The 24,174-nt window shown below is 53.6% G+C and carries 26 protein-coding genes and 1 pseudogene; 8 read left to right on the top strand and 19 right to left on the bottom strand.

Features of this window, described 5'->3' with window-relative positions; genetic code table 11:
• Positions 1 to 11 precede the first annotated feature (11 nt).
• Positions 12 to 1,562, top strand: coding sequence for a membrane-bound lytic murein transglycosylase MltF (gene mltF, locus WC7_RS08660; protein WP_016154040.1), 1,551 nt, complete (start codon positions 12 to 14; stop codon positions 1,560 to 1,562).
• 48 nt (positions 1,563 to 1,610) lie between these two features.
• On the opposite strand, the pseudogene tadA reads toward mltF, so the two are convergent.
• From tadA to murQ, 4 genes and pseudogenes are all read right to left on the bottom strand, one after another.
• Positions 1,611 to 2,148, bottom strand: a pseudogene (gene tadA, locus WC7_RS08655) (tRNA adenosine(34) deaminase TadA).
• A 17-nt stretch (positions 2,149 to 2,165) separates the two neighbouring features.
• Complete coding sequence (gene yfhb / locus WC7_RS08650; protein WP_016154042.1) at positions 2,166 to 2,801, bottom strand: phosphatidylglycerophosphatase C; 636 nt, start codon at positions 2,799 to 2,801, stop codon at positions 2,166 to 2,168.
• Positions 2,802 to 2,804: 3 nt separating this feature from the next.
• A complete protein-coding gene (locus WC7_RS08645) occupies positions 2,805 to 4,169 on the bottom strand; it encodes a PTS transporter subunit EIIC (protein WP_016154043.1) in 1,365 nt (454 codons plus the stop codon).
• A 9-nt stretch (positions 4,170 to 4,178) separates the two neighbouring features.
• Positions 4,179 to 5,072, bottom strand: a complete 894-nt coding sequence (gene murQ / locus WC7_RS08640) for an N-acetylmuramic acid 6-phosphate etherase (protein ID WP_016154044.1) — start codon at positions 5,070 to 5,072, stop codon at positions 4,179 to 4,181.
• Positions 5,073 to 5,189: 117 nt separating this feature from the next.
• On the opposite strand from murQ, the gene WC7_RS08635 reads away from it, so the two are divergent.
• Positions 5,190 to 6,038: a MurR/RpiR family transcriptional regulator gene (locus tag WC7_RS08635; RefSeq protein WP_016154045.1), complete on the top strand. Its 849-nt coding sequence runs from the start codon at positions 5,190 to 5,192 to the stop codon at positions 6,036 to 6,038.
• A 55-nt stretch (positions 6,039 to 6,093) separates the two neighbouring features.
• On the top strand, positions 6,094 to 6,354 hold the full coding sequence (locus WC7_RS08630; protein WP_003037590.1) for a YfhL family 4Fe-4S dicluster ferredoxin: 261 nt from the start codon (positions 6,094 to 6,096) through the stop codon (positions 6,352 to 6,354).
• A 40-nt stretch (positions 6,355 to 6,394) separates the two neighbouring features.
• Here WC7_RS08630 and acpS read toward each other — a convergent pair whose 3' ends face one another.
• The 12 genes from acpS to rseD form a co-directional block, all read right to left on the bottom strand.
• Positions 6,395 to 6,775 carry a holo-ACP synthase gene (gene acpS / locus WC7_RS08625; RefSeq protein WP_003037588.1) on the bottom strand — a complete coding sequence of 127 codons (381 nt, stop codon included), beginning with the start codon at positions 6,773 to 6,775 and terminating at the stop codon, positions 6,395 to 6,397.
• The gene (gene pdxJ, locus WC7_RS08620; protein WP_016154046.1) at positions 6,775 to 7,506 is read right to left on the bottom strand and encodes a pyridoxine 5'-phosphate synthase; all 732 of its coding nucleotides are present in this window, start codon (positions 7,504 to 7,506) and stop codon (positions 6,775 to 6,777) included. Before pdxJ ends, acpS begins: the two co-directional genes overlap by 1 nt.
• A 15-nt stretch (positions 7,507 to 7,521) precedes the next feature.
• Entirely contained in the window at positions 7,522 to 8,250 is a 729-nt protein-coding gene (recO, locus tag WC7_RS08615; protein ID WP_016154047.1) for a DNA repair protein RecO, read from the bottom strand.
• Positions 8,251 to 8,382: 132 nt separating this feature from the next.
• Positions 8,383 to 9,288, bottom strand: coding sequence for a GTPase Era (era, locus tag WC7_RS08610; protein WP_003037581.1), 906 nt, complete (start codon positions 9,286 to 9,288; stop codon positions 8,383 to 8,385).
• A complete protein-coding gene (rnc, locus tag WC7_RS08605) occupies positions 9,285 to 9,965 on the bottom strand; it encodes a ribonuclease III (protein WP_003037579.1) in 681 nt (226 codons plus the stop codon). The genes era and rnc overlap by 4 nt, the downstream gene beginning before the upstream one ends.
• A 269-nt stretch (positions 9,966 to 10,234) precedes the next feature.
• Entirely contained in the window at positions 10,235 to 11,209 is a 975-nt protein-coding gene (gene lepB, locus WC7_RS08600; RefSeq protein ID WP_016154048.1) for a signal peptidase I, read from the bottom strand.
• 15 nt (positions 11,210 to 11,224) lie between these two features.
• Positions 11,225 to 13,024, bottom strand: coding sequence for a translation elongation factor 4 (lepA, locus tag WC7_RS08595; protein ID WP_003037577.1), 1,800 nt, complete (start codon positions 13,022 to 13,024; stop codon positions 11,225 to 11,227).
• 215 nt (positions 13,025 to 13,239) lie between these two features.
• Positions 13,240 to 13,704 carry a SoxR-reducing system protein RseC gene (gene rseC / locus WC7_RS08590; protein ID WP_016154049.1) on the bottom strand — a complete coding sequence of 155 codons (465 nt, stop codon included), beginning with the start codon at positions 13,702 to 13,704 and terminating at the stop codon, positions 13,240 to 13,242.
• Entirely contained in the window at positions 13,701 to 14,657 is a 957-nt protein-coding gene (gene rseB / locus WC7_RS08585) for a sigma-E factor regulatory protein RseB (protein WP_016154050.1), read from the bottom strand. The genes rseC and rseB overlap by 4 nt, the downstream gene beginning before the upstream one ends.
• Positions 14,657 to 15,307: an anti-sigma-E factor RseA gene (rseA, locus tag WC7_RS08580; RefSeq protein ID WP_019077408.1), complete on the bottom strand. Its 651-nt coding sequence runs from the start codon at positions 15,305 to 15,307 to the stop codon at positions 14,657 to 14,659. Before rseA ends, rseB begins: the two co-directional genes overlap by 1 nt.
• Before the next feature lie 31 nt (positions 15,308 to 15,338).
• A complete protein-coding gene (rpoE, locus tag WC7_RS08575; RefSeq protein WP_003037573.1) occupies positions 15,339 to 15,914 on the bottom strand; it encodes an RNA polymerase sigma factor RpoE in 576 nt (191 codons plus the stop codon).
• Entirely contained in the window at positions 15,911 to 16,075 is a 165-nt protein-coding gene (gene rseD / locus WC7_RS26765; RefSeq protein WP_155849797.1) for a rpoE leader peptide RseD, read from the bottom strand. The genes rpoE and rseD overlap by 4 nt, the downstream gene beginning before the upstream one ends.
• Positions 16,076 to 16,338: 263 nt before the next feature.
• Between rseD and nadB the strand changes: the two genes are divergently transcribed.
• On the top strand, positions 16,339 to 17,961 hold the full coding sequence (nadB, locus tag WC7_RS08570) for an L-aspartate oxidase (protein WP_016154052.1): 1,623 nt from the start codon (positions 16,339 to 16,341) through the stop codon (positions 17,959 to 17,961).
• On the opposite strand, the gene trmN is transcribed toward nadB, so the two are convergent.
• Positions 17,946 to 18,683: a tRNA(1)(Val) (adenine(37)-N(6))-methyltransferase TrmN gene (trmN, locus tag WC7_RS08565; RefSeq protein ID WP_016154053.1), complete on the bottom strand. Its 738-nt coding sequence runs from the start codon at positions 18,681 to 18,683 to the stop codon at positions 17,946 to 17,948. The genes nadB and trmN overlap by 16 nt on opposite strands.
• A 130-nt stretch (positions 18,684 to 18,813) precedes the next feature.
• Between trmN and srmB the strand changes: the two genes are divergently transcribed.
• Positions 18,814 to 20,142 (top strand): ATP-dependent RNA helicase SrmB, encoded by a 1,329-nt coding sequence (srmB, locus tag WC7_RS08560; protein ID WP_016154054.1) that lies wholly within the window; start codon positions 18,814 to 18,816, stop codon positions 20,140 to 20,142.
• A 112-nt stretch (positions 20,143 to 20,254) separates the two neighbouring features.
• Here the strand turns inward: srmB and grcA are convergent, their stop codons facing one another.
• On the bottom strand, positions 20,255 to 20,638 hold the full coding sequence (grcA, locus tag WC7_RS08555) for an autonomous glycyl radical cofactor GrcA (RefSeq protein WP_003037563.1): 384 nt from the start codon (positions 20,636 to 20,638) through the stop codon (positions 20,255 to 20,257).
• A 317-nt stretch (positions 20,639 to 20,955) separates the two neighbouring features.
• Here grcA and ung point away from each other — a divergent pair, with 317 nt between their 5' ends.
• On the top strand, positions 20,956 to 21,645 hold the full coding sequence (ung, locus tag WC7_RS08550; RefSeq protein ID WP_016154055.1) for a uracil-DNA glycosylase: 690 nt from the start codon (positions 20,956 to 20,958) through the stop codon (positions 21,643 to 21,645).
• A gap of 33 nt (positions 21,646 to 21,678) precedes the next feature.
• Here the strand turns inward: ung and WC7_RS08545 are convergent, their stop codons facing one another.
• Complete coding sequence (locus tag WC7_RS08545) at positions 21,679 to 22,758, bottom strand: tRNA/rRNA methyltransferase (protein WP_016154056.1); 1,080 nt, start codon at positions 22,756 to 22,758, stop codon at positions 21,679 to 21,681.
• Between the two features lie 207 nt (positions 22,759 to 22,965).
• On the opposite strand from WC7_RS08545, the gene trxC reads away from it, so the two are divergent.
• Together trxC and tapT are read left to right on the top strand one after the other, a co-directional pair.
• Complete coding sequence (gene trxC / locus WC7_RS08540) at positions 22,966 to 23,385, top strand: thioredoxin TrxC (RefSeq protein WP_003037559.1); 420 nt, start codon at positions 22,966 to 22,968, stop codon at positions 23,383 to 23,385.
• Between the two features lie 69 nt (positions 23,386 to 23,454).
• A complete protein-coding gene (gene tapT / locus WC7_RS08535) occupies positions 23,455 to 24,153 on the top strand; it encodes a tRNA-uridine aminocarboxypropyltransferase (RefSeq protein WP_016154057.1) in 699 nt (232 codons plus the stop codon).
• Positions 24,154 to 24,174 lie beyond the last annotated feature (21 nt).

Below are 24,174 nucleotides of genomic sequence, written 5' to 3' on the forward strand. Positions count from 1 at the left end.
GAATTAACTAATTGAAAAAATTAAAGATTAATTATCTGTTCATCGGCATATTAACGCTGTTGTTGGCAGCGGCCCTCTGGCCATCTATTCCCTGGTTCGGTAAAGCCGAAAATCGTATCGCCGCCATTCAGTCGCGGGGAGAACTGCGCGTCAGTACCCTCGACTCGCCATTAACTTACGCGACCCTCAACGGCAAGAAATTCGGCCTGGATTATGAACTGACTCAGGCGTTCGCCAACTACCTGGGCGTGAAGTTAAAAGTCACCGTGCGCCAGAACATCAGCCAGCTCTTTGACGACCTGGATAACGGCCATGCCGATCTGTTAGCCGCAGGCCTGGTATATAACAGCGAGCGGGTGAAAAATTACCAGCCCGGCCCAACCTACTATTCGGTTTCACAACAGTTGGTGTATCGGGTTGGGCAATACCGCCCGCGCACTCTTGCCACCGTGAACGAAAATCAACTGACCATTGCCCCGGGGCACGTGGTGGTTAACGATCTCCAGTTGCTTAAAGAGAATAAATTTCCCGATCTGAGCTGGAAGGTGGATGACAAAAAGGGCACTACTGAACTGCTTGATGATGTTATCGCCGGGAAGCTGGATTACACCATTGCCGATTCCGTCGCCATCAGCTTATACCAACGCGTACATCCTGAACTGGCCGTAGCGCTGGACGTATCTGACGAACAGCCGGTGACCTGGTTTAGTCGCCTGGACGATGACAACACGCTGTCTGCCGCCCTGTTGGATTTTTTTAACACCATGAATGAAGACGGCTCTCTGGCGCGGCTGGAAGAAAAGTATCTCGGACATGGCGATGATTTTGACTATGTTGATACCCGCACCTTTTTACGTGCCGTAGACAGCGTATTGCCGGACCTTAAGCCACTGTTTGAGAAATATGCGCAGGAGATAGACTGGCGACTGCTCGCCGCAATCTCTTATCAGGAGTCACACTGGGACGCGCAGGCTACTTCCCCGACCGGCGTACGCGGGTTGATGATGCTGACCAAAAATACCGCTCAAAGTCTCGGACTGACTGACCGTACCGATGCCGAACAAAGCATCAGCGGCGGCGCGCGGTATTTGCAGGATATGATGAGTAAAGTGCCCGATACCGTCCCCGAAGGGGAACGCATCTGGTTTGCGCTCGCAGCCTACAACATGGGTTATGCGCACATGCTGGATGCACGGGCGCTGACCGTGAAAACCAAAGGCAATCCGAACAGCTGGTCCGACGTAAAACAGCGTCTGCCGCTGCTCAGCCAAAAGCCGTATTACAACAAGCTGACCTATGGTTATGCGCGAGGCCACGAAGCCTACGCTTATGTGGAAAATATCCGTAAGTACCAGATTAGCCTGGTGGGGTATCTGCAGGAGAAAGAAAAACGGGCGCTTGAAACGCAGCAACTGGCGCAGGATTACCCGGCGGTGACGCCGGCAGAGCTAATAGGTAAAGATGAATTGCCGCTTTCGGCGTTTTTGTCTCAGACGTCGTCAAATTACCTGTCGCACTCCCCTTCCCTGCTGTTTTCACCGCAGAAAAAAGAGGGCAAGTAGCTTCGTAGGCCTGATAAGCGCAGCGTCATCAGGCAATCAGACCGGCATTTACAAATTGGCGTTTTTTTTCAGCGTTTTGATTTCCTGACGACGCATGCGGAAGAAATCACTGAGCAACGTGGCGCATTCATCCCGTAGCACCCCTTCGGTCACCTCCACCCGATGATTCATTCCAGGGTGATGCAGTACATCCATTAATGACCCGGCAGCCCCCGTTTTCGCATCGCGCGCGCCAAAAACGACCCGGCCGATACGGCTGTGCACCATCGCGCCTGCGCACATCACGCACGGCTCCAGAGTGACATACAGCGTGGTATCCAACAGACGGTAGTTTTGCAGCACCAGGCCGCCCTGACGCAGCGCCATAATTTCAGCGTGGGCAGTCGGATCATGGTGACCAATCGGACGGTTCCAGCCTTCGCCAATCACGCGGTTGTTATGTACCAATACCGCGCCCACCGGGACTTCACGCTCATCCCAGGCGCGCTTAGCCAGCGTTAAAGCATGACGCATCCAGTATTCGTGGCTAAATTCAACTTCAGACAAAGGGGGTAACTCCAGTAATCAAAGCGGGCGCATTATACACAGACGCTATCGTTTACTCTATTCGAGTTGTTGCAGCTCTCCGCGCGGCGTGACGCGCCAGCGATGCTGGCAAAAAGAGAGCAGAGGATTGTCCTGATTACTGTCGCTGTAGCCACTGTAAAGCTGAAGCGGCGCACCAATGTGGCGTTCCAGTTGCGTCACTTTCTCATGGCCCAGACAGCGCAGAGGCAGTACCCACCCGCCGAATCCCCGCGCCATTTTACTGGCGATCAGATTGACACGCGGTAGCCACGGCGTGTCGAAGTACACCTGCTCGACCAGCGACTGCGGGGAGCCAGTGATAAGCCAGATTTCGGCGTCAGAGCTTAACAGGTAGGTTGTCAGCCGCTGCTGAACGAGCGGAAAGGCCGTCACGTTACTGCGAAACCAGCGCACAAAGTCAGCCTGATGCCCTTTCAGGCGCGCCTCGCTACGACCAAAAGTGCATCCCCATAACAGCAGGCTCATTGGCCTGCGGGCGGCGCGCCCTTGTATCAGCAGCGCCAGCGCAATCACCGGTAGCAGAGGCAGCACAAGCAACGCGTTCAGCGGCTGGCGACGCAGCAGATAACGTATAAAGCTACCGAACATATCCTGCTGATGTAACGTGCCATCCAAATCAAAAAAAACAACGCGGCGCTGGTGATTGGTCAAACCTTATTCCTCTGGATCGTTGAACCCCAATAGCCAGGTAAACAGGAACCCGGCGATAACTGCTACCAGATAGCCTAACAGATAGAACATCACTTTTCCGGCAACAATCGTCAGTGCCAGCGGCAAACCGGAGATGCCAAAGGTGATAACCGTCGCCACCTTCCAGTAGCTAATCAGCGCCCCGCCTACCGCTCCGCCAAGGCAGGCACCGATAAACGGTTTACCCAACGGCAGCGTGACGCCAAAAATAAGCGGTTCGCCAATGCCCAGCAGCCCGACCGGCAGCGCTCCTTTGATCACTTTCTTAAGCCGCGCATTGCGGGTTTTCATCAACACCGCTATCGCAGCCCCTACTTGTCCAACGCCTGCCATCGCCAGGATAGGAAAGAGCGCGTTATAACCGTGCGCCTGTACCAGCTCAACGTGGATGGGCACCAACCCTTGATGAAGTCCGGTGAGCACCAATGGCAGGAAAGTTCCCGCCAGTATGGCACCAACCAGGAAACCGCCGCGGTCGATAGCCCAGGATGCGCCGTGAGCGATAGATTCAGAAATCCAGCCTCCAAGCGGTTGCAGCGCCACAATCGCGATGGCCCCGGTAATGATGGTGGTCAGCAGCGGGTTAAGAATAAGCTCCAGCGATTCCGGCAACAGCTCGCGTAATTTGCGCTCGATCCAACACATCAGCGCAACCACCAGCAGCACTGCGATCACCCCGCCGCGCCCCGGCTGCAACGCTTCGCCAAACAGGGTAATCTGCGCCAGCTGCGGACTGGAGAGGATCCCCGCCATCACCCCGCCCATCGCCAGAGAGCCGCCGAAGACTTTGGCGGTATTAACCCCAACCAGAATATTCATGATGGCAAACACGGCGCTGCCAAATATGCCCATCAGCCCCAGCATATTCGGATAATGGGTCGCAAAATCCCCCACGATATCCGGTCGCTTAAGGATGTTAATAATGCCGGTAATCAAACCGGAGGCGATAAACGCCGGAATAAGAGGGATAAAGACGTTCGCCAGCTTGCGCAGCGCATCGCTCATTGGCGCTTTGTACTTCGCTTTGGCCTCTGATTTGGTGCGCTCGATATTATTCACATCTGCACGCTCGCCACCACCGGCAATCAGGGAGCGCATGGCATCCACCACCTTGGCAGCTTTACCGGGGCCGACGATTATCTGATGCTGCGCGCCCTGCTTCACGTAACCGCTAACACCGGGCAGTTGCCTGAGACGGGGAATATCAATCTGATCGTCATCCTGAACTTCCACCCTGACGCGGGTCATACAATTTTCCAGGCGCAGAATATTTTGCTCTCCGCCTACGCCCAGCAGAATGTCGCTGGCCAGCACCGCCGTCTTATCCATATAAACCTCTTAGTGTTCTAACGCCGCGCGTAAAAAACCCTGGTGAGCGGCAAGCTTTTCACGGGCGGCAGCGGCATCCAGGCCGGTGAGCGCCATTAAAATCGCTGGCTTAACGTCAAAATCAGTCTGCTTTAACAGCGCTTGCGCCTGTTCTCGCGCAATGCCGGTGGCTTCAACCACCATACGGCACGCTCGATCGACCAGTTTGACGTTGGTTGCCTGCATATCCACCATCAGGTTCTGGTACACCTTGCCAAATTTCACCATCGCACCGGTGGAGATCATATTGAGCACCAATTTTTGCGCGGTGCCGGATTTCAGTCGCGTTGACCCGGTCAACGCCTCCGGTCCCACCACCGGGGAGATTGCAATATCCGCTTCATGCGCGACAGGAGAATCCGGATTGCAGGAAATAGCCGCCGTCGTACAACCCACCGAACGCGCATATTTCAGCCCACCAATCACATACGGCGTGCGACCTGAAGCCGCCAGACCAACCACCAGATCCTGTGCGGTAAGGTTGAGTGCGCGCAGATCGTCTTCGCCTAACTGCGGGTTATCTTCCGCACCTTCTACCGCCTTGAGCAGCGCGCCCGGCCCCCCGGCAATCAGCCCAACCACCAGACCATGCGGTACACCGAAGGTCGGTGGGCACTCAGACGCGTCCAGCACCCCAAGACGCCCGCTGGTACCTGCGCCCATGTAAATAATGCGTCCACCGGCTTTTAACGCGTTAGCTGCCGCATCGACCGCGCACGCAACTTGAGGCAGAGTTGCTTTTACTGCTTCCGCTACCAGCGTATCCTGTTGATTAAATCGATGAACCAACTCCAACGTTGAGAGCGCATCCAGATCCATGGTCTGTGGATTGCGGGTTTCTGAAACTAATGCACCGAGATTCATTTTTTGTTCCTTAGGAATTTTTAATTCATAATAATCTGTCATAATGGAATATTATATTCATCCAGGCGAGTGAAATTTTGTTTTGCAATCGCCATCACGTTTTCGCCAGGAGACAGCATGAACTGTTTAATTCGCATTCGTCAGCGTTACCCGGACCTCGCGCAAAGCGATAAAAAACTTGCGGATTATCTTCTTGCTCAGCCGGATACCGCGCGTCATCTCAGCTCACAGCAGCTGGCCTTTGAAGCAGGCGTCAGCCAGTCCAGCGTGGTGAAGTTCGCGCAAAAGATGGGCTTTAAAGGGTTTCCGGCGCTGAAACTGGCGATTAGCGAAGCGTTGGCCAGCAATCCCAACCCTCATTCCATTCCGGTGCATAATCAGATTCGCGGTGACGACCCCATGCGTATGGTGGGCGAAAAACTGATTAAAGAGAACGTGGCCGCGATGCATGCGACGCTGGATGTCAACAGCGAAGAGAAACTGATAGAGAGCGTCACGATGCTGCGCTCAGCCCGGCGCATTATCCTGACCGGGATTGGCGCATCGGGTCTGGTAGCGCAGAATTTTGCCTGGAAACTGCTAAAGATTGGTTTTAACGCGGTGGTTGAACGCGATATGCACGCCCTGCTGGCGGCGGTGCAGGCGCTTTCACCCAACGATCTGCTGCTGGCCATTTCGTATACCGGAGAACGCCGCGAACTCAACCTGGCTGCGGATGAAACGTTGCGCGCCGGAGCCAAAATTCTCGCCATCACCGGATTTACCCCTAACGCCCTGCAACAGCGCGCAACTCATTGTCTGTACACGATTGCTGAAGAACAGGCCACGCGCAGCGCAGCGATTTCCTCTACCCATGCGCAAATGATGCTCACTGATTTACTGTTTATGGCGCTGGTGCAGCAAGATCTGGAGCATGCCCCGGAACGCATTCGCCACAGCGAAGCACTGGTAAAAAAACTGGTCTGAGCAAAGAATGCGCGTATAATGCCCGCCCGATTTGTGATGTTTTGAGAGTTTCCTGATGGCCCTGTTAATCACTAAAAAGTGTATCAATTGCGATATGTGCGAGCCCGAATGCCCGAATGAGGCGATTTCGATGGGTGACAGCATTTACGAGATTAACAGCGACAAGTGTACGGAATGCGTAGGCCATTACGACACGCCAACCTGCCAGAAGGTGTGCCCGATCCCCAATACTATTTTGAAAGATCCGGCACATGTCGAAACGGAAGAGCAGCTGTGGGATAAGTTTGTACTGATGCACCACGCCGATAAGCTGTAACGTTGCCTGATGACGCTATGCTTATCAGGCCGACAAAACGTTAGCTCTCGATAATCACTGTGGCGCAGGCGTAGTGACGCTCATCGGCCAGCGTCACATGCATATGTGCGACGCCGAGTTTTTCCGCCAGTTTTAACGCCTCCCCCCATAACCGCAGACGCGGCTTACCGAGTTCGTCGTTAAAGACTTCAAACTGATTAAACGCCAGACCGTTGCGAATACCGGTACCAAAGGCTTTTGCTGCCGCCTCTTTGACCGCAAAACGCTTCGCCAGAAAGCGCACCGGTTGCTGATGCGTCTCCCAGATTGCCCATTCGTTGTCGCTGAGCACGCGTCTTGCCAGACGGTCGCCGGAACGGGAGATCACCGCTTCGATGCGGGCAATCTCCACGATATCCGTACCTAATCCCAGAATCGCCATTAGCCACGCGCTTCCAGCATCAGGCGCTTCATTTCGACTACTGCATCTTTCAGACCGCTCATCACCGCGCGGCCGATAATGGCATGGCCAATGTTCAACTCGTGCATTTCCGGGATCCGGGCGATGGCTTTAACGTTGTGGTACGTCAGGCCGTGCCCCGCATTCACCTTCAGACCAAGGCTGGCGGCAAAGGTCGCCGCTTTGGCGATACGCGCCAGTTCGCTGGCCTGTTCAGCGTCGGTTTTCGCATCGGCGTAACAGCCAGTGTGAATTTCGATGTACGGCGCGCCGACTTCAGCAGCGGCCTTAATCTGTTCGTCATCAGCATCGATAAACAGCGAAACCAGAATGCCTGCGTCCGCCAGGCGTTTGCAGGCATCACGCATCTTGTCACGCTGACACGCGACGTCCAGGCCACCTTCAGTCGTCACTTCCTGACGTTTCTCCGGCACCAGGCAGCAAAAATGTGGCTTAGTCTCAACGGCAATCGCCAGCATCTCTTCGGTTACCGCCATTTCCAGATTCATACGCGTATCCAGCGTCTGGCGCAAAATGCGCACGTCGCGATCGGTAATATGGCGACGATCTTCACGCAGGTGCACGGTAATGCCGTCTGCGCCCGCCTGCTCAACGATAAACGCCGCCTGAACCGGGTCAGGGTATGCGGTGCCGCGTGCATTACGTAAAGTGGCAATGTGGTCAATGTTGACGCCTAACAGTAATTCGGCCATGGCAATCCATCCTCGTTAATCATTTTTTGTTTTTACTGCGCGTTTTGGCATAAATTGCCGGAACAGTTCCCGGCTTTTTAACGGCTTGCCACCAAGATACGGCTTTAACGCCATGCGGGTAAAGCGTTTCGCGGCGCGAAGCGTATCAGCATCCGGAAATTCCCGCGATTCGAGTGCTTTCAGATGGCGTCCGGTAAAGGTGGCGTTATCAATCACTACGCTTGCGATAAACCCTTTTTCTTCCCGGTAACGATAGGTCATGGTGTCGTCCACCGGCTCGCCACTCCCCGCACAGTGGGTAAAATCGACGCCGTACCCCAGATGTCCAAGTAAGGCCAGCTCAAAGCGACGCAGCGCAGGCTCTGGCGAACCCGTCGCGCCAGCCAGCGCCTGAATACAGTTCAGGTAGTCGAAAAAGAGTTCAGAAAAGCGGGTCTCATACTCAAGTACGCGAGAGATAAGCTCGTTGATATACAAGCCGCTGTACAGTGTGATACCGCTAAGAGGGAGAGCCAGAGAAACGGCTTCGGCACTGCGTAAGGTTTTGACCTCACCACGTCCACCAAAGCGAAGCAACAATGGAGTAAAAGGCTGGAGCGCGCCTTTGAGATTAGAACGTTTGGAGCGCGCGCCTTTAGCCACCAGGCGCACACGACCCGATTCTTCCGTGAAGACGTCCAACACGAGACTGGTTTCGCTCCACGGGCGGCTATGCAGGACAAAAGCGCGTTGCCATCCTTCCATCATACCCGCCGTCTTTCAAGCTGCAGGTGTGTTGGCTGCGCCCACTCACCCCAGTCACTCACTTGAGTAAGCTCTCGAGGATCTGCGGTCTTGCCGCCTTCCTGCACCTCGAAAGCCATAACCTATGAAAAATTAGACGTCGTCGCCGTAACCGAGGCTACGCAGCGCGCGCTCGTCATCGGCCCAGCCGGATTTCACTTTCACCCACAGCTCGAGGTGAACGGGCGCTTCGAACATCTCCTGCATGTCTTTACGCGCTTCGATGCCGATGGTTTTAATTTTGGCCCCTTTGTTGCCAATAACCATCTTCTTCTGCCCTTCACGTTCAACGAGGATCAGACCGTTAATATCGTAACCACCGCGTTCGTTAGAGATAAAACGTTCAATCTCCACGGTAACGGAGTACGGCAGTTCAGCCCCCAGAAAACGCATCAGCTTTTCACGGATGATTTCAGACGCCATAAAGCGCTGAGAACGGTCGGTGATGTAATCTTCCGGGAAGTGATGAATGGCTTCCGGCAGGTGCTTACGCACGATGCCCGCAACGGTATCAACATTCAGGCCGGTTTCGGCAGAAATCGGGACAATATCAAGGAAGTTCATCTGGCTTGCCAGAAACTGCAGGTGCGGCAGTAAATCGGCTTTTTCCTGAACGTTGTCAACTTTGTTCACAGCCAGAATAACCGGGGCTTTACCGTCGCGCAGCTTGTTGAGCACCATTTCGTCGTCCGGCGTCCAGCGGGTGCCTTCCACAACGAAAATAACCAGTTCAACATCACCAATCGAGCTGCTCGCCGCTTTGTTCATCAGGCGGTTGATCGCCCGTTTTTCTTCCATATGCAGGCCCGGGGTATCAACATAAATTGCCTGATACGCACCTTCGGTATGGATGCCAACAATACGGTGACGTGTTGTCTGAGCCTTACGTGAGGTTATGGAAATCTTCTGCCCAAGCAGATTATTCAACAGGGTGGATTTGCCGACGTTCGGGCGACCGACGATGGCAATAAATCCGCAGTAAGTTTTCTCTTCGCTCATTCCAGCTCCAGTTTTTTCAACGCCTGTTCGGCGGCAGCCTGCTCAGCCTTACGACGGCTCGAACCTGTGCCAACCACCGGTTCACTCAGGCCGCTGACCTGGCAGTGGATAGTAAATTCTTGATCGTGTGCTTCACCACGAACCTGCACCACCAGATAGGACGGTAGCGGCAGGTGGCGACCCTGCAAATATTCCTGCAGGCGCGTTTTCGGATCTTTTTGTTTATCGCCTGGGCTAATTTCATCCAGACGAGTCTGATACCAGTTCAGGATCAGTTGTTCAACGGTTTGAATATCGCTGTCGAGGAAGACGCCGCCGATCAAAGCTTCAACGGTATCTGCCAGGATCGATTCACGACGGAAACCGCCGCTTTTCAGCTCGCCTGGCCCCAAACGTAAACATTCACCGAGGTCAAACTCACGGGCTAATTCAGCCAGCGTATTGCCGCGAACCAGCGTCGCGCGCATGCGACTCATATCACCTTCATCCACACGCGGAAAACGGTGATACAGCGCATTAGCGATAACAAAACTCAGAATAGAGTCGCCTAAAAATTCTAAACGCTCGTTATGTTTGCTGCTGGCGCTACGGTGAGTTAATGCCTGCTGCAACAGCTCCTGATGATTAAAAGTGTAGCCCAGCTTCCGTTGAAGCCGATTAATTACGATGGGGTTCATGCGATACCAATAAATGAATGCGTCAACAATTCAGCACACGAAACAGACCTGATATACGCATTTCGCTTAGCTATCCCGCTTCGGCTGAATGCATTTATACACAAACCAACGCTGTTTCGTGTGCCGTGGCAACCTGTCGGTGCCAACCTCAAACTTCGGGGGAATATTCTATACACAACGACAAGGGATGTCGTTAGTCTGCGGGAATTTATCCGAGAAATAATTCACGTTGTCGCCATAATGACGACAACGTGAACGATTATCAGCGATTAGTGAATGCCACCAATACGGCTTAAGCGCACACCGGTCGGCCATTCGCCTTCTTGCTTATCGAAACTCATCCAGATAGCGGTTGCTTTACCAACCAGATTCGCTTCCGGCACAAATCCCCAGTAACGGCTGTCCGCGCTGTTGTCACGGTTATCACCCATCATGAAGTAGTGTCCCGGCGGGACGATCCAGGTTGCCAACTGCTGGCCTGGCTGGCGGTAATACATCCCCACCTGATCCTGCGCGATTGGCACGGTCAGAATGCGGTGCGTTACCTCACCCAGCGTTTCTTTACGCTCAGAGAGGCGAATACCGTTATCTTTCGTTTCATTCAGCGGAACCTCAAAGAAGCCGCTGGTCGCTTCACCGCCGTTACGACGCGCAAATGTCTGCACAAAATCACTTGGCTGAACATCAGAGTACGTTACCGGCAGCGCGTTTTCACACGCCTGACCAGAACTGCATCCTGGCTGAATAGTTACCTCTTTCGCCACCGGATCGTACGTCACTTTGTCTCCCGGTAAACCGACAGCACGTTTGATGTAGTCCAGACGCGGATCTTCCGGGTATTTAAACACCACGATATCACCGCGTTTCGGATGGCCGGTTTCGATCAGCGTTTTCTGGTAAATCGGATCTTTAATCCCGTAGGCGAATTTCTCCACCAGGATAAAGTCACCGATAAGCAGTGTCGGCATCATCGAACCAGACGGGATCTGGAATGGCTCATAAATAAATGAACGCACCACCAGCACAATAGCTAAAACCGGGAAAACGGATGCCCCGGTTTCCAGCCAGCCTGGCTTAGGGGCCACTTTTTTCAGCGTTGCTTTATCCAGTGAATCACCTGCAGCAGCTTGCGCTGCTGCCTGACGCTCCCGGCGTTTAGGCGCGAAGATGAATTTATCTACGCACCATAAAATGCCCGTCACCAGTGTGGCAATCACCAGAATCAGGGCAAACATGTTCGCCATGCCAACTCCTTAAGATTATTTGCTGTCTTTACCGACATGCAGAATGGCGAGGAAGGCTTCCTGTGGCAGTTCGACGTTACCGATCTGCTTCATGCGCTTTTTACCCTCTTTCTGTTTTTGCAGCAGCTTTTTCTTACGGCTGATATCGCCACCGTAGCATTTCGCCAGAACGTTTTTACGCAGCTGCTTAACCGTTGAACGCGCGATGATGTGCGTACCAATGGCCGCCTGGATCGCGATATCAAACTGCTGGCGAGGGATCAGATCTTTCATCTTCTCGACCAGTTCACGACCACGGCTCTGGGAATTGTCGCGGTGGGTAATCAGCGCCAGCGCATCGACACGTTCGTTGTTGATGAGAACATCAACGCGCACCATGTCAGACGCCTGGAAACGTTTGAAGTTATAGTCCAGCGACGCATAGCCGCGAGAAGTTGACTTCAGACGGTCGAAGAAGTCGAGTACCACTTCCGCCATCGGAATTTCATAGGTCAGCGCCACCTGGTTACCGTGGTAAACCATGTTGGTCTGTACGCCGCGCTTCTCGATACACAGCGTGATGACGTTACCGAGGTAAGCCTGCGGCAGCAGCATGTGACACTCAGCAATCGGCTCACGCAGTTCGTAAATGTTGTTCAACGGCGGCAGCTTGGACGGGCTATCGACGTAGATCGTCTCTTTCGCCGTGGTTTCGACTTCGTAGACTACGGTCGGCGCGGTAGTGATCAGATCCAGATCGTATTCACGTTCCAGACGTTCCTGAATGATCTCCATGTGCAGCAGACCGAGGAAGCCACAGCGGAAGCCGAAGCCCAGCGCGGTTGAGCTTTCCGGTTCATAGAACAGGGAGGCGTCGTTGAGGCTCAGCTTGCCGAGCGCGTCACGGAAGTTTTCGTAGTCGTCAGAGCTCACCGGGAACAGACCGGCGTAAACCTGCGGCTTCACTTTTTTAAAGCCTGGCAGCGGCTTGTCCGCCGGGTTACGCGCCTGCGTCAGGGTATCGCCAACCGGTGCGCCCAAGATGTCTTTAATCGCACAAACCAACCAACCCACCTCGCCGCATTTCAGCTCGGTACGGTCAACCTGTTTTGGCGTGAAGATGCCCAGACGGTCAGCGTTATAGACCTGACCGGTGCTCATCACTTTAATTTTGTCGCCTTTACGCATGGTGCCGTTTTTAATACGCACCAGTGACACGACGCCCAGGTAGTTATCGAACCAGGAGTCGATGATTAGCGCCTGTAACGGACCTTCCGGGTCGCCTTCCGGCGGCGGAATGTCGCGCACCAGACGTTCAAGAACGTCAGTGACGCCTACGCCGGTTTTCGCCGAACAGCGAACGGCATCCGTCGCATCAATACCGACGATATCTTCGATCTCTTCCGCCACACGCTCAGGATCGGCGGCTGGCAGGTCAATTTTGTTCAGTACCGGCACCACTTCCAGATCCATTTCCATGGCGGTATAGCAGTTAGCCAGGGTCTGTGCTTCGACGCCCTGTCCGGCATCAACCACCAGCAGTGCGCCTTCACAGGCAGCAAGCGAGCGGGAAACTTCATACGAGAAGTCAACGTGGCCCGGGGTGTCGATAAAGTTAAGCTGATAGGTTTCACCATCAGATGCTTTGAAATCGAGCGTCACGCTCTGCGCTTTGATAGTAATACCGCGCTCACGCTCAAGATCCATCGAGTCGAGAACCTGCGCTTCCATTTCACGGTCAGACAGGCCACCGCAGATCTGGATAATACGGTCAGACAGCGTCGATTTACCGTGGTCGATGTGAGCTATGATTGAAAAGTTACGTATGTTCTTCATATAGTGTAATTATTGTGCCTTACGCCCGCCTGAGCAGGCTCTGAGAAGTCGCTGATCTGAGCTTAACGTCTGTTTAAGTGAAACGCCGCATTCTACACTACAACGCTGAGGCGAGGAAATGTTCATAGAGCAAGGATAGCGGGAACTGGAAACAACTTTGCAAAGTCGGTGAAACTTTTGCCGGATGGCGACACAAGCGCCATCAGGCAAAGCTATCACTGTTGGGTTTCGACGCGAATGAGATCGGGTGGGAGAGCAACGTTCAGAATGACCGGCTGCCAGGCTTCGCGCTCAGCAAGCTTACGAGAGTATCCACGGGCAATCAGGAATCCGCCCACGCCCCCCAGCACGGCTCCGCTTAATGCCGCAAAGTCGGAACCAAACAGCACCTGGAATAGCGCCGCGAAGAGAAAGAGCCCCGCCAACGGAGACATGTAGACCAACATCGCTGAACCCAGCAGGCTACCCTCGGCAATACCCAGTTCAACTTTTTGACCGGGCGCTAAGGGTTCGTCGCTGGGCACCACGATGGTATGCGTGGTCTGCGGCCCAAGTTTGTTCAGCACGCGGCTCCCGCATCCGGCCCGGGAAGCACAGCTGCTACATGATGCTTTAACATCACAGCTGACCGTCGCCAGACCATTTTGCCAGGAGACGACTGTCGCCCACTCTTTAATCATTGTGCAGCCCTGAACTTAATATTGTCCGCGATACGCTTCGCCGTTTGCGGTGGAAGCTCGCCCACAATCGTAATTTCCGCGTTATCACGCACGCTGGTGCTAACCGTTCTACGCCCGGTTCGCAACAGCTGATCGGCGCTGTTTTGCATCGCACGGTTTACGTTCACGGAGAAACTGAACAGGCCATCAGAATATAGGCGCGATTCGATCGGCATGTTATCCATCGTCGGCAGCGGACGTCGACTGCTGGAAACTTCGCTGAAGCCTTGCGGCAACCACGACGGGCTCCAGTTGAAGTTGGTTTTCTCACCCGCAGGAACTGACAGCAACGGCGGTAGATTGGCTTTCGCCAGCGCCTGCATGCTATCGCTAACGCCGTTGTTTACGGTAAACGCGATAACACGGAACTGTTCCAGCGTCTCACCATCACGGTCGAGAAGATCGACGCGCATCGGCAGCTTAGTCTCCGTGTCCATCCAGACGATATAGCTGTAACGCGTACCGTCACGGGCGACTACGCGGATCACTTCACAGAGCCGATCGGCAATGCGGGTGCGACCTACTGAGATAAAGTCATAGTAGGGAGCAAGACGTTTGAAGTCGGTGTAAATCAGAGAGGGCAGAGAGTCAACGATATAGTCGCCGTTCAGCGTGAACGGTTCGAGACCAGGCTCAAAATAGCTGATTTCATTGCCACGCTGCACCACTTCCCGGCGCGGTCCATCCATTTGCAACAGTTGCGCTAGCGGACGGTTATCCAGGCGGGCATGGCGATAACGTAGGGATTCAACACCCTGCTTATTGATGCTGACAAATGACAGCTCATAGGTTAGCGACTGGCTGGCCAGATTCATCTGCTGCAACAACGCCCCGGACGCAGGATTGGCCGAGGCGTTTACAGAGAAAAACAGGCTACCAGCCACAAGTGACATGGCAAACCAAAGTTGCTTCATTACTGCGATTGCGTTCCTAAAGTTTGAATTCCTGGCACCTGCACAGCGGCTTGCTGTGTTTGGGCCTGCTCAAACTGAAGCTGTTCAGAGTGCAGTCGACGTTGCAGTTCGTAGTCCTGCAACATGGCATTAATACGACGACGCTGCTCCTGTACCTGCTGTTGCTGACCGCCGCTGGCCGTCGCGTCAGAGGGTACACCCAGGCTCACCGGACTGGCTTTACCCATCATCGGTAATGTATTAAATACCGGCGTTTCGGGCTGCTGGGACGTTTCAGATTGCCCATTATAGTGCTGGACGCCAACAATAACTGCAAGTGATACACACGCGGCCACACCCATTTGGGTAAGCTGCGCGGCCCATGGACGCATTTTCTTCCAGAATGGCATTTTCTGCCACTGGTGCGGTGCTGGCTGGGCCTCAGGAATCAATGGCACCGTCTGACGTACTGGCTCATCCTGGATGGCAGCCATTACGCGGGCGGAAATATCGAAATGGAGAACGTCGGCGGTATCACCTCGCATAGAATCGCGAATCAGGTGATAACTCTCCCAGGTTTTTTGCATTTCCGGGTCCTGAGTCAGCTCTTTGAGTAACTCAGTATCCAGCGTTTCGCCATCCATTAAAGCGGAAAGTTTTTCTTTCTGCATGCCTAATACCTTTTCCAGTATCCCGCTATCGTCAACGCCTGATAAGCGGTTGAACTTTATTATCAATAGCTTCCCTCGCTCGGAAGATACGTGAACGCACCGTACCCACCGGACAATCCATGATAGCGGCTATCTCTTCATAGCTCAGGCCATCCAGCTCCCGCAAGGTTATTGCCATGCGTAAATCTTCCGGGAGGGACTCAATAGTCCGGAAAACTATCTGTCTCAGTTCTTCTGACAACATTAAGTTCTCAGGGTTCGAAATTTCTTTCAGCGCACCGCCACTTTCGTAATTTTCTGCTTCAATCGCATCAATATCACTGGAAGGTGGACGACGCCCCTGAGCGACCAGGTAATTCTTCGCTGTATTGACTGCAATACGATACAGCCAGGTATAAAAAGCACTATCTCCCCGGAACGAGTCCAGCGCACGATAGGCCTTGATAAATGCTTCTTGTACTACATCGGGTACATCGCCCGACGGTACATAGCGAGAAACCAGACTCGCCACCTTATGCTGATAGCGCACTACCAGTAGGTTAAAGGCTTTCTGATCTCCCTTCTGGACCCGTTCTACCAGGACCTGGTCCGTTAACTGCTCGCTCATCCGAGGTAAAGTCTCCCCAAACCAAATTTCCACGCGCCTTCGAAACGCCACTCCATCAGCTTCACTATGAGCAAGCAAATGCTTAGAGCGCTCAAGTTTCGTAAAGTTCCGTTACGCATTGTTTTTTGTTTGTCATGTTGTAGACAGGTCTTATCTCTCATTATAAGTCTACATAATCCGATCGACGCACTATCTGTTTAGAAATGCCCATTTCACCGCTTGCAGAGTAACCCAACGGCCACTTTATTTCATCACATAATCTGGTGCTAACGGCCTGCTTCACAAAATATTTTTGCTCATTTCGTCCTCGTCATGCTTTTTTTTCATGTTTAGTCACTGCAACACATTTAAAAATAAAACGTGCAGTATCGCGCAATGTGGTGCTATGGTGACCAAACACTGTTTAGTAAATTAAACAAAAATCATGAATACGACTCCTGAATTATCCTGTGACGTGCTGATCATTGGCAGCGGGGCTGCCGGACTCTCACTGGCGCTGCGCCTGGCCGAAAAACATCAGGTTATTGTCCTGAGCAAAGGTCCGGTCAGCGAAGGCTCGACATTTTATGCCCAGGGCGGTATTGCCGCGGTGTTTGATGAAACCGACAGCATCGATTCCCACGTTGAAGATACTCTGATTGCCGGGGCCGGCCTGTGCGATCGCCATGCGGTTGAATTTGTCGCCAGCAATGCCCGCACCTGCGTTCAGTGGCTTATCGATCAGGGCGTCTTATTTGATACGCAGGTTCAGCCCAACGGTGAGGAGAGCTATCACCTGACCCGTGAAGGTGGTCATAGCCATCGACGCATTCTGCACTCTGCGGATGCCACCGGTAAAGAAGTCGAAACCACCCTCGTCAGCCAGGCACAAAATCACCCCAACATACGGGTTCTTGAGCGCAGTAATGCCGTCGATCTGATTGTCTCCGATAAAATCGGTCTGCCGGGAACGCGTCGGGTTGTCGGAGCCTGGATCTGGAACCGTAATAAAGAAGCCGTAGAAACCTGCCATGCCAAGTCAGTAGTGTTGGCCACCGGCGGCGCGTCAAAGGTGTACCAATACACCACCAATCCAGATATTTCCTCGGGTGACGGGATTGCGATGGCCTGGCGCGCGGGATGCCGTGTCGCCAACCTGGAATTTAACCAGTTTCACCCGACGGCGCTGTATCACCCGCAGGCGCGCAACTTTCTGCTAACCGAGGCGCTGCGTGGCGAAGGCGCACATCTGAAACGCCCGGACGGTTCGCGCTTTATGCCCGATTTTGACGAGCGTGGCGAACTGGCTCCCCGCGATATTGTTGCCCGCGCCATTGACCACGAAATGAAGCGTCTGGGCGCTGACTGCATGTTTCTCGACATCAGCCATAAACCGGAAGAATTTGTTCGTCAGCATTTCCCGATGATTTATGAAAAATTGCTGGGACTGGGCATCGATTTGACCAAAGAGCCGGTTCCCATCGTTCCTGCCGCGCACTATACCTGCGGCGGCGTGATGGTGGATGACTTTGGCCGTACAGATGTCGACGAACTGTATGCGATCGGCGAAGTGAGTTACACCGGCCTGCATGGAGCCAACCGGATGGCGTCAAACTCATTACTGGAGTGCCTGGTTTACGGCTGGTCCGCGGCTGAAGATATCGACAGGCGAATGCCTTATGCTCGCAGCGTCAGCACCCTCCCGGATTGGGATGAAAGCCGGGTAGAAAACCCGGATGAACTGGTTGTGATTCAGCATAACTGGCATGAGCTGCGGCTATTTATGTGGGATTACGTCGGTATCGTGCGCACAACTAAACGTCTGGAGCGCGCCCTGCGCCGTATCACCATGTTGCAACAGGAAATCGACGAGTATTACGCTCATTTCCGCGTGTCGAACAACTTGCTGGAACTGCGCAATCTGGTGCAGGTTGCTGAGCTGATTGTCCGCTGCGCGATGATGCGTAAAGAGAGTCGGGGCCTGCACTATACGCTGGATTATCCAGAACAGCTTCCAGAGGCGGGCCCGTCCATTCTCTCACCGCTAAGTCATCACATGAACAGATAAAACGCCTGGGTCAGCGCCGTGTAACCTTCAGAGTAACGTTGGTCTGGCCCACGGATCACCAGCCTGTCACTAAAGCACTCCCCGGCCTGCGGGGAGAATGCCAGCAGTACCCGATTCGGTAGTCGGGCCTCGGTTTCTGCTACATCCGTGCGCAATCGCAGATGCCAGCCCATGCCCAGTGCCTGCTGGGAAAATGCGTTACCAATCTGTTCGGGCAGCACCACACAGAAAAAACCTTCTTCCGTAATGCTGTCTGCCGCCAGCGTCAGCAATACTTGATGATCGAGCGTGGTGGTGTAGCGAGCCTGCTCGCGCTGCGGCGTGGCACATTCCACTCCCTGTTCATAATAGGGAGGGTTGCTGATGATCAAATCAAAGCGCACGGTCTGGCGCGGAACCCACTGCTGCACATCTTCCGTATGAACGTTCACGCGATGCATCCACGGGGATTGCGCGATGTTCTCCTGCGCCTGCTGCGCGGCATCAACATCAAGCTCCACAGCGTCAATGATGACGTTTTCATCTGTGCGCTGGGCCAGCATCAGCGCCAACAGGCCGCTCCCGGTACCAATATCCAGGATCCGCTTTACGCCAGCAACAGGGGCCCAGGCCCCCAATAAAATGCCGTCCGTTCCGACTTTCATTGCACAACGATCGTGTGCCACAAAAAACTGCTTAAAAGTAAATCCATTACGTCTAAGTACGGATGTAGACTGGGGCATGAAGAACAACCTTCCTGGAAAAAAAACGATAACATAGGATAAAAACAATACCTGAGAAGGTATATCCATACAAACAGATGAAGATTGCAGCCGTAACGTCTATAATCAGCGCCCCACTCAGAGGTAGAACATGACTGTAACGACTTTTTCCGAACTTGAACTCGATGAAAGCCTTCTGGATGCCCTCCAGGAAAAAGGTTTCACTCGCCCGACCGCCATTCAGGCTGCCGCCATTCCGCCTGCGCTCGATGGCCGTGATGTACTCGGTTCTGCGCCGACAGGCACCGGTAAAACGGCGGCATATTTGCTGCCAGCGTTGCAGCACCTGCTCGACTTCCCGCGCAAGAAATCTGGCCCGCCGCGCATTTTGATTTTGACACCGACGCGCGAACTGGCGATGCAGGTTGCCGAACACGCCCGTGAACTGGCGAAGAATACGCATCTGGATATCGCCACGATTACCGGCGGCGTGGCTTACATGAACCACATGGAAGTCTTTAGCGAAAACCAGGACATCGTGGTCGCCACTACCGGTCGTCTGCTGCAGTACATTAAAGAAGAAAACTTCGACTGCCATGCGGTTGAGACACTAATCCTCGATGAAGCAGACCGCATGCTGGACATGGGCTTTGCCCAGGACATCGAGCATATCGCTGGAGAAACCCGTTGGCGTAAGCAAACCATGCTGTTCTCCGCCACGCTGGAAGGCGATGCGATCAAAGATTTTGCTGAGCGTCTGCTGGAGGATCCGGTCGAAGTTTCGGCGGATCCGTCTACCCGCGAACGCAAGAAGATTCATCAGTTTTACTACCGTGCCGATGACATCGAGCACAAAACGGCCCTGCTGATCCATTTGTTAAAACAGCCAGAAGCGACCCGCTCGATTGTTTTTGTACGTAAACGCGAGCGTGTGCACGAGCTGGCAGGCTGGTTGCGCCAGGCGGGCATTAATAACTGCTATCTCGAAGGCGAGATGGTGCAGAACAAACGTAATGAAGCGATCAAACGCCTGACCGATGGTCGTGTGAACGTGCTGGTAGCAACCGACGTTGCCGCTCGTGGGATCGATATTCCTGACGTCAGCCACGTCTTTAACTTCGACATGCCGCGCAGCGGCGATGCCTATCTGCACCGCATTGGCCGTACCGGTCGTGCAGGCCGTAAAGGTACTGCGATCTCTTTGGTTGAAGCCCACGACCATCTGCTGCTCGGCAAAGCGAGCCGCTATATTGACGAGCCACTGAAAGCACGCGTCATCGACGAACTGCGTCCAACCACGCGCGCGCCAAGTGAGAAATCTAACGGTAAGCCATCCAAGAAAGTGCTGGCGAAGCGCGCCGAGCAAAAAGCGAAAGAGAAAGAGAAACCGCGGGTGAAAAAACGTCACCGCGACGCCAAAAATATCGGCAAACGCCGTAAGCCGAGCGGAGCTGCTACCCAGCAGTCCGACAAAGAGTAAACCGAATGCCGGGCCGTTTAGCCCGGCATTTTTTGTGCACAAAAAAGCGGAAGATACGTTGGCATCTTCCGCTTTCAGATTCTCTGCCAGACGGGGTTATTCCCCGTGAGCCTTACAGGCTCTCAGTAAAGGTACGAGCAATAACGTCGCGCTGCTGTTCTGGCGTCAGAGAGTTGAAACGCACGGCATAACCAGAAACACGGATGGTCAACTGCGGATATTTTTCCGGATGCTTAACTGCATCTTCCAGAGTTTCGCGGCGCAGAACGTTCACGTTCAGGTGCTGACCACCTTCCACACGGACTTCCGGCTGTACGTCTACCGGTACTTCACGGTATTCGATTTCACCCAGTTTGCTGACAGCAACGACTTCATCAGCATTGAAACCTGCTTTCGCAACGATGCAGCGTGCTTCGCCTTTTTCGCTGTCCAGCAGCCAGAAAGAGTTCAGCAGGTCGTCGTTTGCAGCTTTAGTAATCTGGATACCTGTAATCATTTGATGCCTCCCCGGCAAAATTATTTGATCTCGGTTGGCCGTCATCCGGCCAATTGGTAAAACCATTGTTGCTTGAGTGTATATATACCCCTCACACACCCTTGAATCTTTGATTTAAATCAATAGAAACCACACATGAAAAGTGGTGATAGGTGGATTTTATTGTTTTACATCAACTTACGCCACATGCGCAGCTAAACTTTTTACATAAATTTTCAACTATCTTTAAGGGGTAGACCCTTGAGAAACGTACAGAATTTTGCGACGTCGAAAGAAGCAGTTAAGCTAGGGGGATTGAAAATTCGCAGGAGAGCGAGATGGCCACCGAATTAACCTGGCACGATGTGCTGGCAGAAGAGAAACAGCAGCCTTATTTTGTTAACACGCTGCATACTGTGGCGGGCGAGCGTCAGTCAGGTATGACAATTTATCCGCCACAAAAAGATGTATTCAACGCTTTTCGCTTTACCGAACTTGGCGACGTGAAAGTCGTCATCCTGGGGCAGGATCCATACCACGGTCCGGGCCAGGCACACGGTCTCGCGTTTTCTGTCCGCCCCGGTATTGCCACCCCGCCCTCGTTGCTGAACATGTACAAAGAGCTGGAAGCAACGATTCCTGGCTTCACACGCCCAACGCACGGATATCTGGAAAGCTGGGCACGCCAGGGTGTGCTGTTACTCAACACCGTGCTTACCGTCCGTGCCGGGCAGGCACATTCGCACGCCAGTCTGGGATGGGAAACATTTACCGATAAAGTCATCAGCCTGATTAACCAACATCGGGAAGGCGTGGTATTCCTGCTCTGGGGTTCACACGCACAAAAGAAAGGTGCGATTATTGATGCGCAGCGTCACCATGTATTGAAAGCGCCGCACCCATCACCGCTCTCTGCGCATCGCGGTTTCTTTGGCTGCAATCACTTTGTACTGGCTAATGAGTGGCTGGAACAACGAGGTGAAAAGCCGATTGACTGGACGCCGGTATTACCCGCAGAAAGCGAGTAAAAAAATGCCAGCGAATCGCTGGCATTTTTGTTATCAGGCTTTGTTCTGACGCCACCACTCCGCTAGCAGCACGCCGGTCGCGACAGAAACGTTGAGCGTTTCTACGTTGCCCGTACCTTCTATCGCCACGCACAGGTCGTCGGCTGAGCATGCTGCTTCTGGCAGAGCCTCACGCTCACGCCCTAATACCAGCACCATTTTTTCCGGCAACGTGGTAGTAAACAGCGGCTTGCCTTTCACGCTTGAGGTCATCACTACCGTGTAACCCGCATTACGGAAGTCGTCCAGCACATCGACAATACTGTCACCGGTGATCGGCTGAACGTGCTCAGCTCCGCCTTCAGCGGTGCGGATAGCCGCACCTGATTCCAACAGCGCCGCATCCTGTACCACCACGCCTTTCACACCGAAGTGCGCGCAGCTACGCATCATGCCGCCCAGGTTGTGCGGGTTAGCAATGTCTTCGAGGGCCAGCACACAATCCTGCGCCCCGGCCTGACCAACCCACTGCTTAACAGTGGTACCGTTACGTTTTTTGATCAGGAAACAGACGCCGCCATGGTGTTCAGTGCCGGAGGCTTTCGCCAGCTCGGCTTCGTCAACCACGTGGTAGGCTTTGCGGTTCGCCGCCATCCAGCGTAATGCTTCTTTAAAGCGCGGGGTTACGCTCTGAACAAACCAGGCGCGGACAATAGCGTCCGGACGACTCTGGAACAGAGCCTGACAGGCATTCTCACCGTAAACGCGGGTTTCTTCCGCGCGCTGACGACGTAATACTTCAGGATCGATAAAGCTTTTGCCGCTGATACCACCGTGATCGGCTTTGTCTGCTGCATCATCATTCGGTGCGCGGGACACGGTACGCCATGGTGAATCTTCACGTCCACGGTCGCGTTCTACATCGCGGCCACGACCACGTTCTCGACCACGTTCGCTGTTCGGACCCTTTCTGTCATCACGGGCAGGGCGACGACCGCCTTCGGCTCGGGAAGTACCGGGGCGACCGCCGCCTTTACCAGTACGTGGATTTTGGGTGCGTTTGTCCGAGTCATCGTCACTGCGGACGTACATCACTTTGACCTTGCCGTTTTTATTCTTCAGTTCGTCGCTCATGTTTTTCTCCACCTGCTCTGCGCGAAGCGCGAAGATTACCCGATGTGCACGTCGTTAGCCATTATTTCATTTAAAAGCTAAGGACTATTGTACTCATTGAATAAAACGCATTGTTGTTTAGAACAGACTCCCCGATAATATGTAACATAATAGAAACATACTGGCGTTACTGCCGTGAAGTCCACTCCACTCATCCAGAGGTTAGTTATGAATACCGTTTGTACCAGCTGCCAGGCTATCAACCGCATCCCCGACGATCGTGTCCAGGAAGCGGCTAAATGCGGACGCTGTGGTCACGACCTGTTTGATGGGGAGGTGATCAATGCGACCGGTGAAACACTGGATAAACTGTTAAAAGACGATCTCCCGGTGGTGGTTGATTTTTGGGCCCCCTGGTGTGGTCCATGCCGTAACTTCGCCCCGATTTTTGAAGATGTCGCGGAAGAGCGTAGCGGTAAAGTGCGTTTTGTTAAAGTGAATACAGAAGCCGAGCGAGAACTCAGCGCCCGTTTCGGTATCCGCAGCATCCCGACCATTATGATCTTCAGAAAAGGTGAAATCGTCGACATGCTTAATGGCGCCGTACCTAAAGCCCCGTTTGATAGCTGGCTTAACGAATCATTATAATCTCTACGGGGCGCATCTTGTGCCCCGTTTTCACCTCTGCGACAATAGCGTTTTTCAACGTGTTCTCCCATGACCGATAACGCTGTTCTTCAGTTACGCGCTGAGCGCCTCGCGCGCGCCACGCGTCCTTTCCTTGCCCGAGGTAATCGCATTCGCCGCTGTCAGCGCTGCCTGCTGCCGCTGAAGCTCTGCTTGTGCGCAACGCTGGTGCCGTCTGAGGCCAAAAGCCGCTTTTGTCTGGTGATGTTTGATACCGAGCCGATGAAGCCCAGCAACACGGGACGTTTGATTGCCGATATTTTACCCGATACCACGGCTTTTCAGTGGTCACGCACCGAACCGCCACAGGCGCTGCTCGAACTGGTGAAAAATCCGGATTACCAGCCGATGGTTGTATTCCCGGCATCCTATGCGGGCGAAGAGCGTGAAGTGATTTTCGCTCCACCAGCCGGTAAACCGCCGTTGTTTATCATGCTTGATGGTACCTGGCCTGAAGCGCGTAAAATGTTCCGCAAAAGCCCGTACCTTGATAACCTGCCGGTGATCTCCGTTGATTTATCGCGACTTTCCGCTTACCACCTGCGTGGCATTCACGCCGAAGGGCAATACTGTACTGCCGAAGTGGCCATCGCGTTGTTGGATCTGGCGGGCGATACGCAAGCCGCGGAGGGATTGAGCGAACATTTCACTCGCTTTAAAACCCGCTACCTGGCAGGAAAAACGCAACATCAGGGAAGCGTCACAGCAGACTCGCCAGAAAGCGTTTAAAATCATTCGGTCACTGGTGTC

Source organism: Citrobacter sp. KTE151 (genome assembly GCF_000398845.1).
Classification (GTDB): Bacteria; Pseudomonadota; Gammaproteobacteria; order Enterobacterales; family Enterobacteriaceae; genus Citrobacter; species Citrobacter braakii.

Excerpts from the sequence above, each read along its gene's own strand:
- ung (WP_016154055.1), top strand. The coding sequence starts at position 20,956 with ATGGCCACCGAATTAACCTGGCACGATGTGCTGGCAGAAGAGAAACAG.
- rseD (WP_155849797.1), bottom strand. The coding sequence starts at position 16,075 with ATGAGAGATAAGACCTGTCTACAACATGACAAACAAAAAACAATGCGT.
- lepA (WP_003037577.1), bottom strand. The coding sequence starts at position 13,024 with ATGAAGAACATACGTAACTTTTCAATCATAGCTCACATCGACCACGGT.
- trxC (WP_003037559.1), top strand. The coding sequence starts at position 22,966 with ATGAATACCGTTTGTACCAGCTGCCAGGCTATCAACCGCATCCCCGAC.
- srmB (WP_016154054.1), top strand. The coding sequence starts at position 18,814 with ATGACTGTAACGACTTTTTCCGAACTTGAACTCGATGAAAGCCTTCTG.
- rseC (WP_016154049.1), bottom strand. The coding sequence starts at position 13,704 with ATGATTAAAGAGTGGGCGACAGTCGTCTCCTGGCAAAATGGTCTGGCG.
- murQ (WP_016154044.1), bottom strand. The coding sequence starts at position 5,072 with ATGAATCTCGGTGCATTAGTTTCAGAAACCCGCAATCCACAGACCATG.
- tapT (WP_016154057.1), top strand. The coding sequence starts at position 23,455 with ATGACCGATAACGCTGTTCTTCAGTTACGCGCTGAGCGCCTCGCGCGC.
- rpoE (WP_003037573.1), bottom strand. The coding sequence starts at position 15,914 with ATGAGCGAGCAGTTAACGGACCAGGTCCTGGTAGAACGGGTCCAGAAG.
- WC7_RS08545 (WP_016154056.1), bottom strand. The coding sequence starts at position 22,758 with ATGAGCGACGAACTGAAGAATAAAAACGGCAAGGTCAAAGTGATGTAC.
- recO (WP_016154047.1), bottom strand. The coding sequence starts at position 8,250 with ATGGAAGGATGGCAACGCGCTTTTGTCCTGCATAGCCGCCCGTGGAGC.
- era (WP_003037581.1), bottom strand. The coding sequence starts at position 9,288 with ATGAGCGAAGAGAAAACTTACTGCGGATTTATTGCCATCGTCGGTCGC.
- WC7_RS08645 (WP_016154043.1), bottom strand. The coding sequence starts at position 4,169 with ATGGATAAGACGGCGGTGCTGGCCAGCGACATTCTGCTGGGCGTAGGC.
- WC7_RS08630 (WP_003037590.1), top strand. The coding sequence starts at position 6,094 with ATGGCCCTGTTAATCACTAAAAAGTGTATCAATTGCGATATGTGCGAG.
- nadB (WP_016154052.1), top strand. The coding sequence starts at position 16,339 with ATGAATACGACTCCTGAATTATCCTGTGACGTGCTGATCATTGGCAGC.
- rseA (WP_019077408.1), bottom strand. The coding sequence starts at position 15,307 with ATGCAGAAAGAAAAACTTTCCGCTTTAATGGATGGCGAAACGCTGGAT.
- rseB (WP_016154050.1), bottom strand. The coding sequence starts at position 14,657 with ATGAAGCAACTTTGGTTTGCCATGTCACTTGTGGCTGGTAGCCTGTTT.
- pdxJ (WP_016154046.1), bottom strand. The coding sequence starts at position 7,506 with ATGGCCGAATTACTGTTAGGCGTCAACATTGACCACATTGCCACTTTA.
- grcA (WP_003037563.1), bottom strand. The coding sequence starts at position 20,638 with ATGATTACAGGTATCCAGATTACTAAAGCTGCAAACGACGACCTGCTG.
- trmN (WP_016154053.1), bottom strand. The coding sequence starts at position 18,683 with ATGCCCCAGTCTACATCCGTACTTAGACGTAATGGATTTACTTTTAAG.
- rnc (WP_003037579.1), bottom strand. The coding sequence starts at position 9,965 with ATGAACCCCATCGTAATTAATCGGCTTCAACGGAAGCTGGGCTACACT.
- lepB (WP_016154048.1), bottom strand. The coding sequence starts at position 11,209 with ATGGCGAACATGTTTGCCCTGATTCTGGTGATTGCCACACTGGTGACG.
- WC7_RS08635 (WP_016154045.1), top strand. The coding sequence starts at position 5,190 with ATGAACTGTTTAATTCGCATTCGTCAGCGTTACCCGGACCTCGCGCAA.
- acpS (WP_003037588.1), bottom strand. The coding sequence starts at position 6,775 with ATGGCGATTCTGGGATTAGGTACGGATATCGTGGAGATTGCCCGCATC.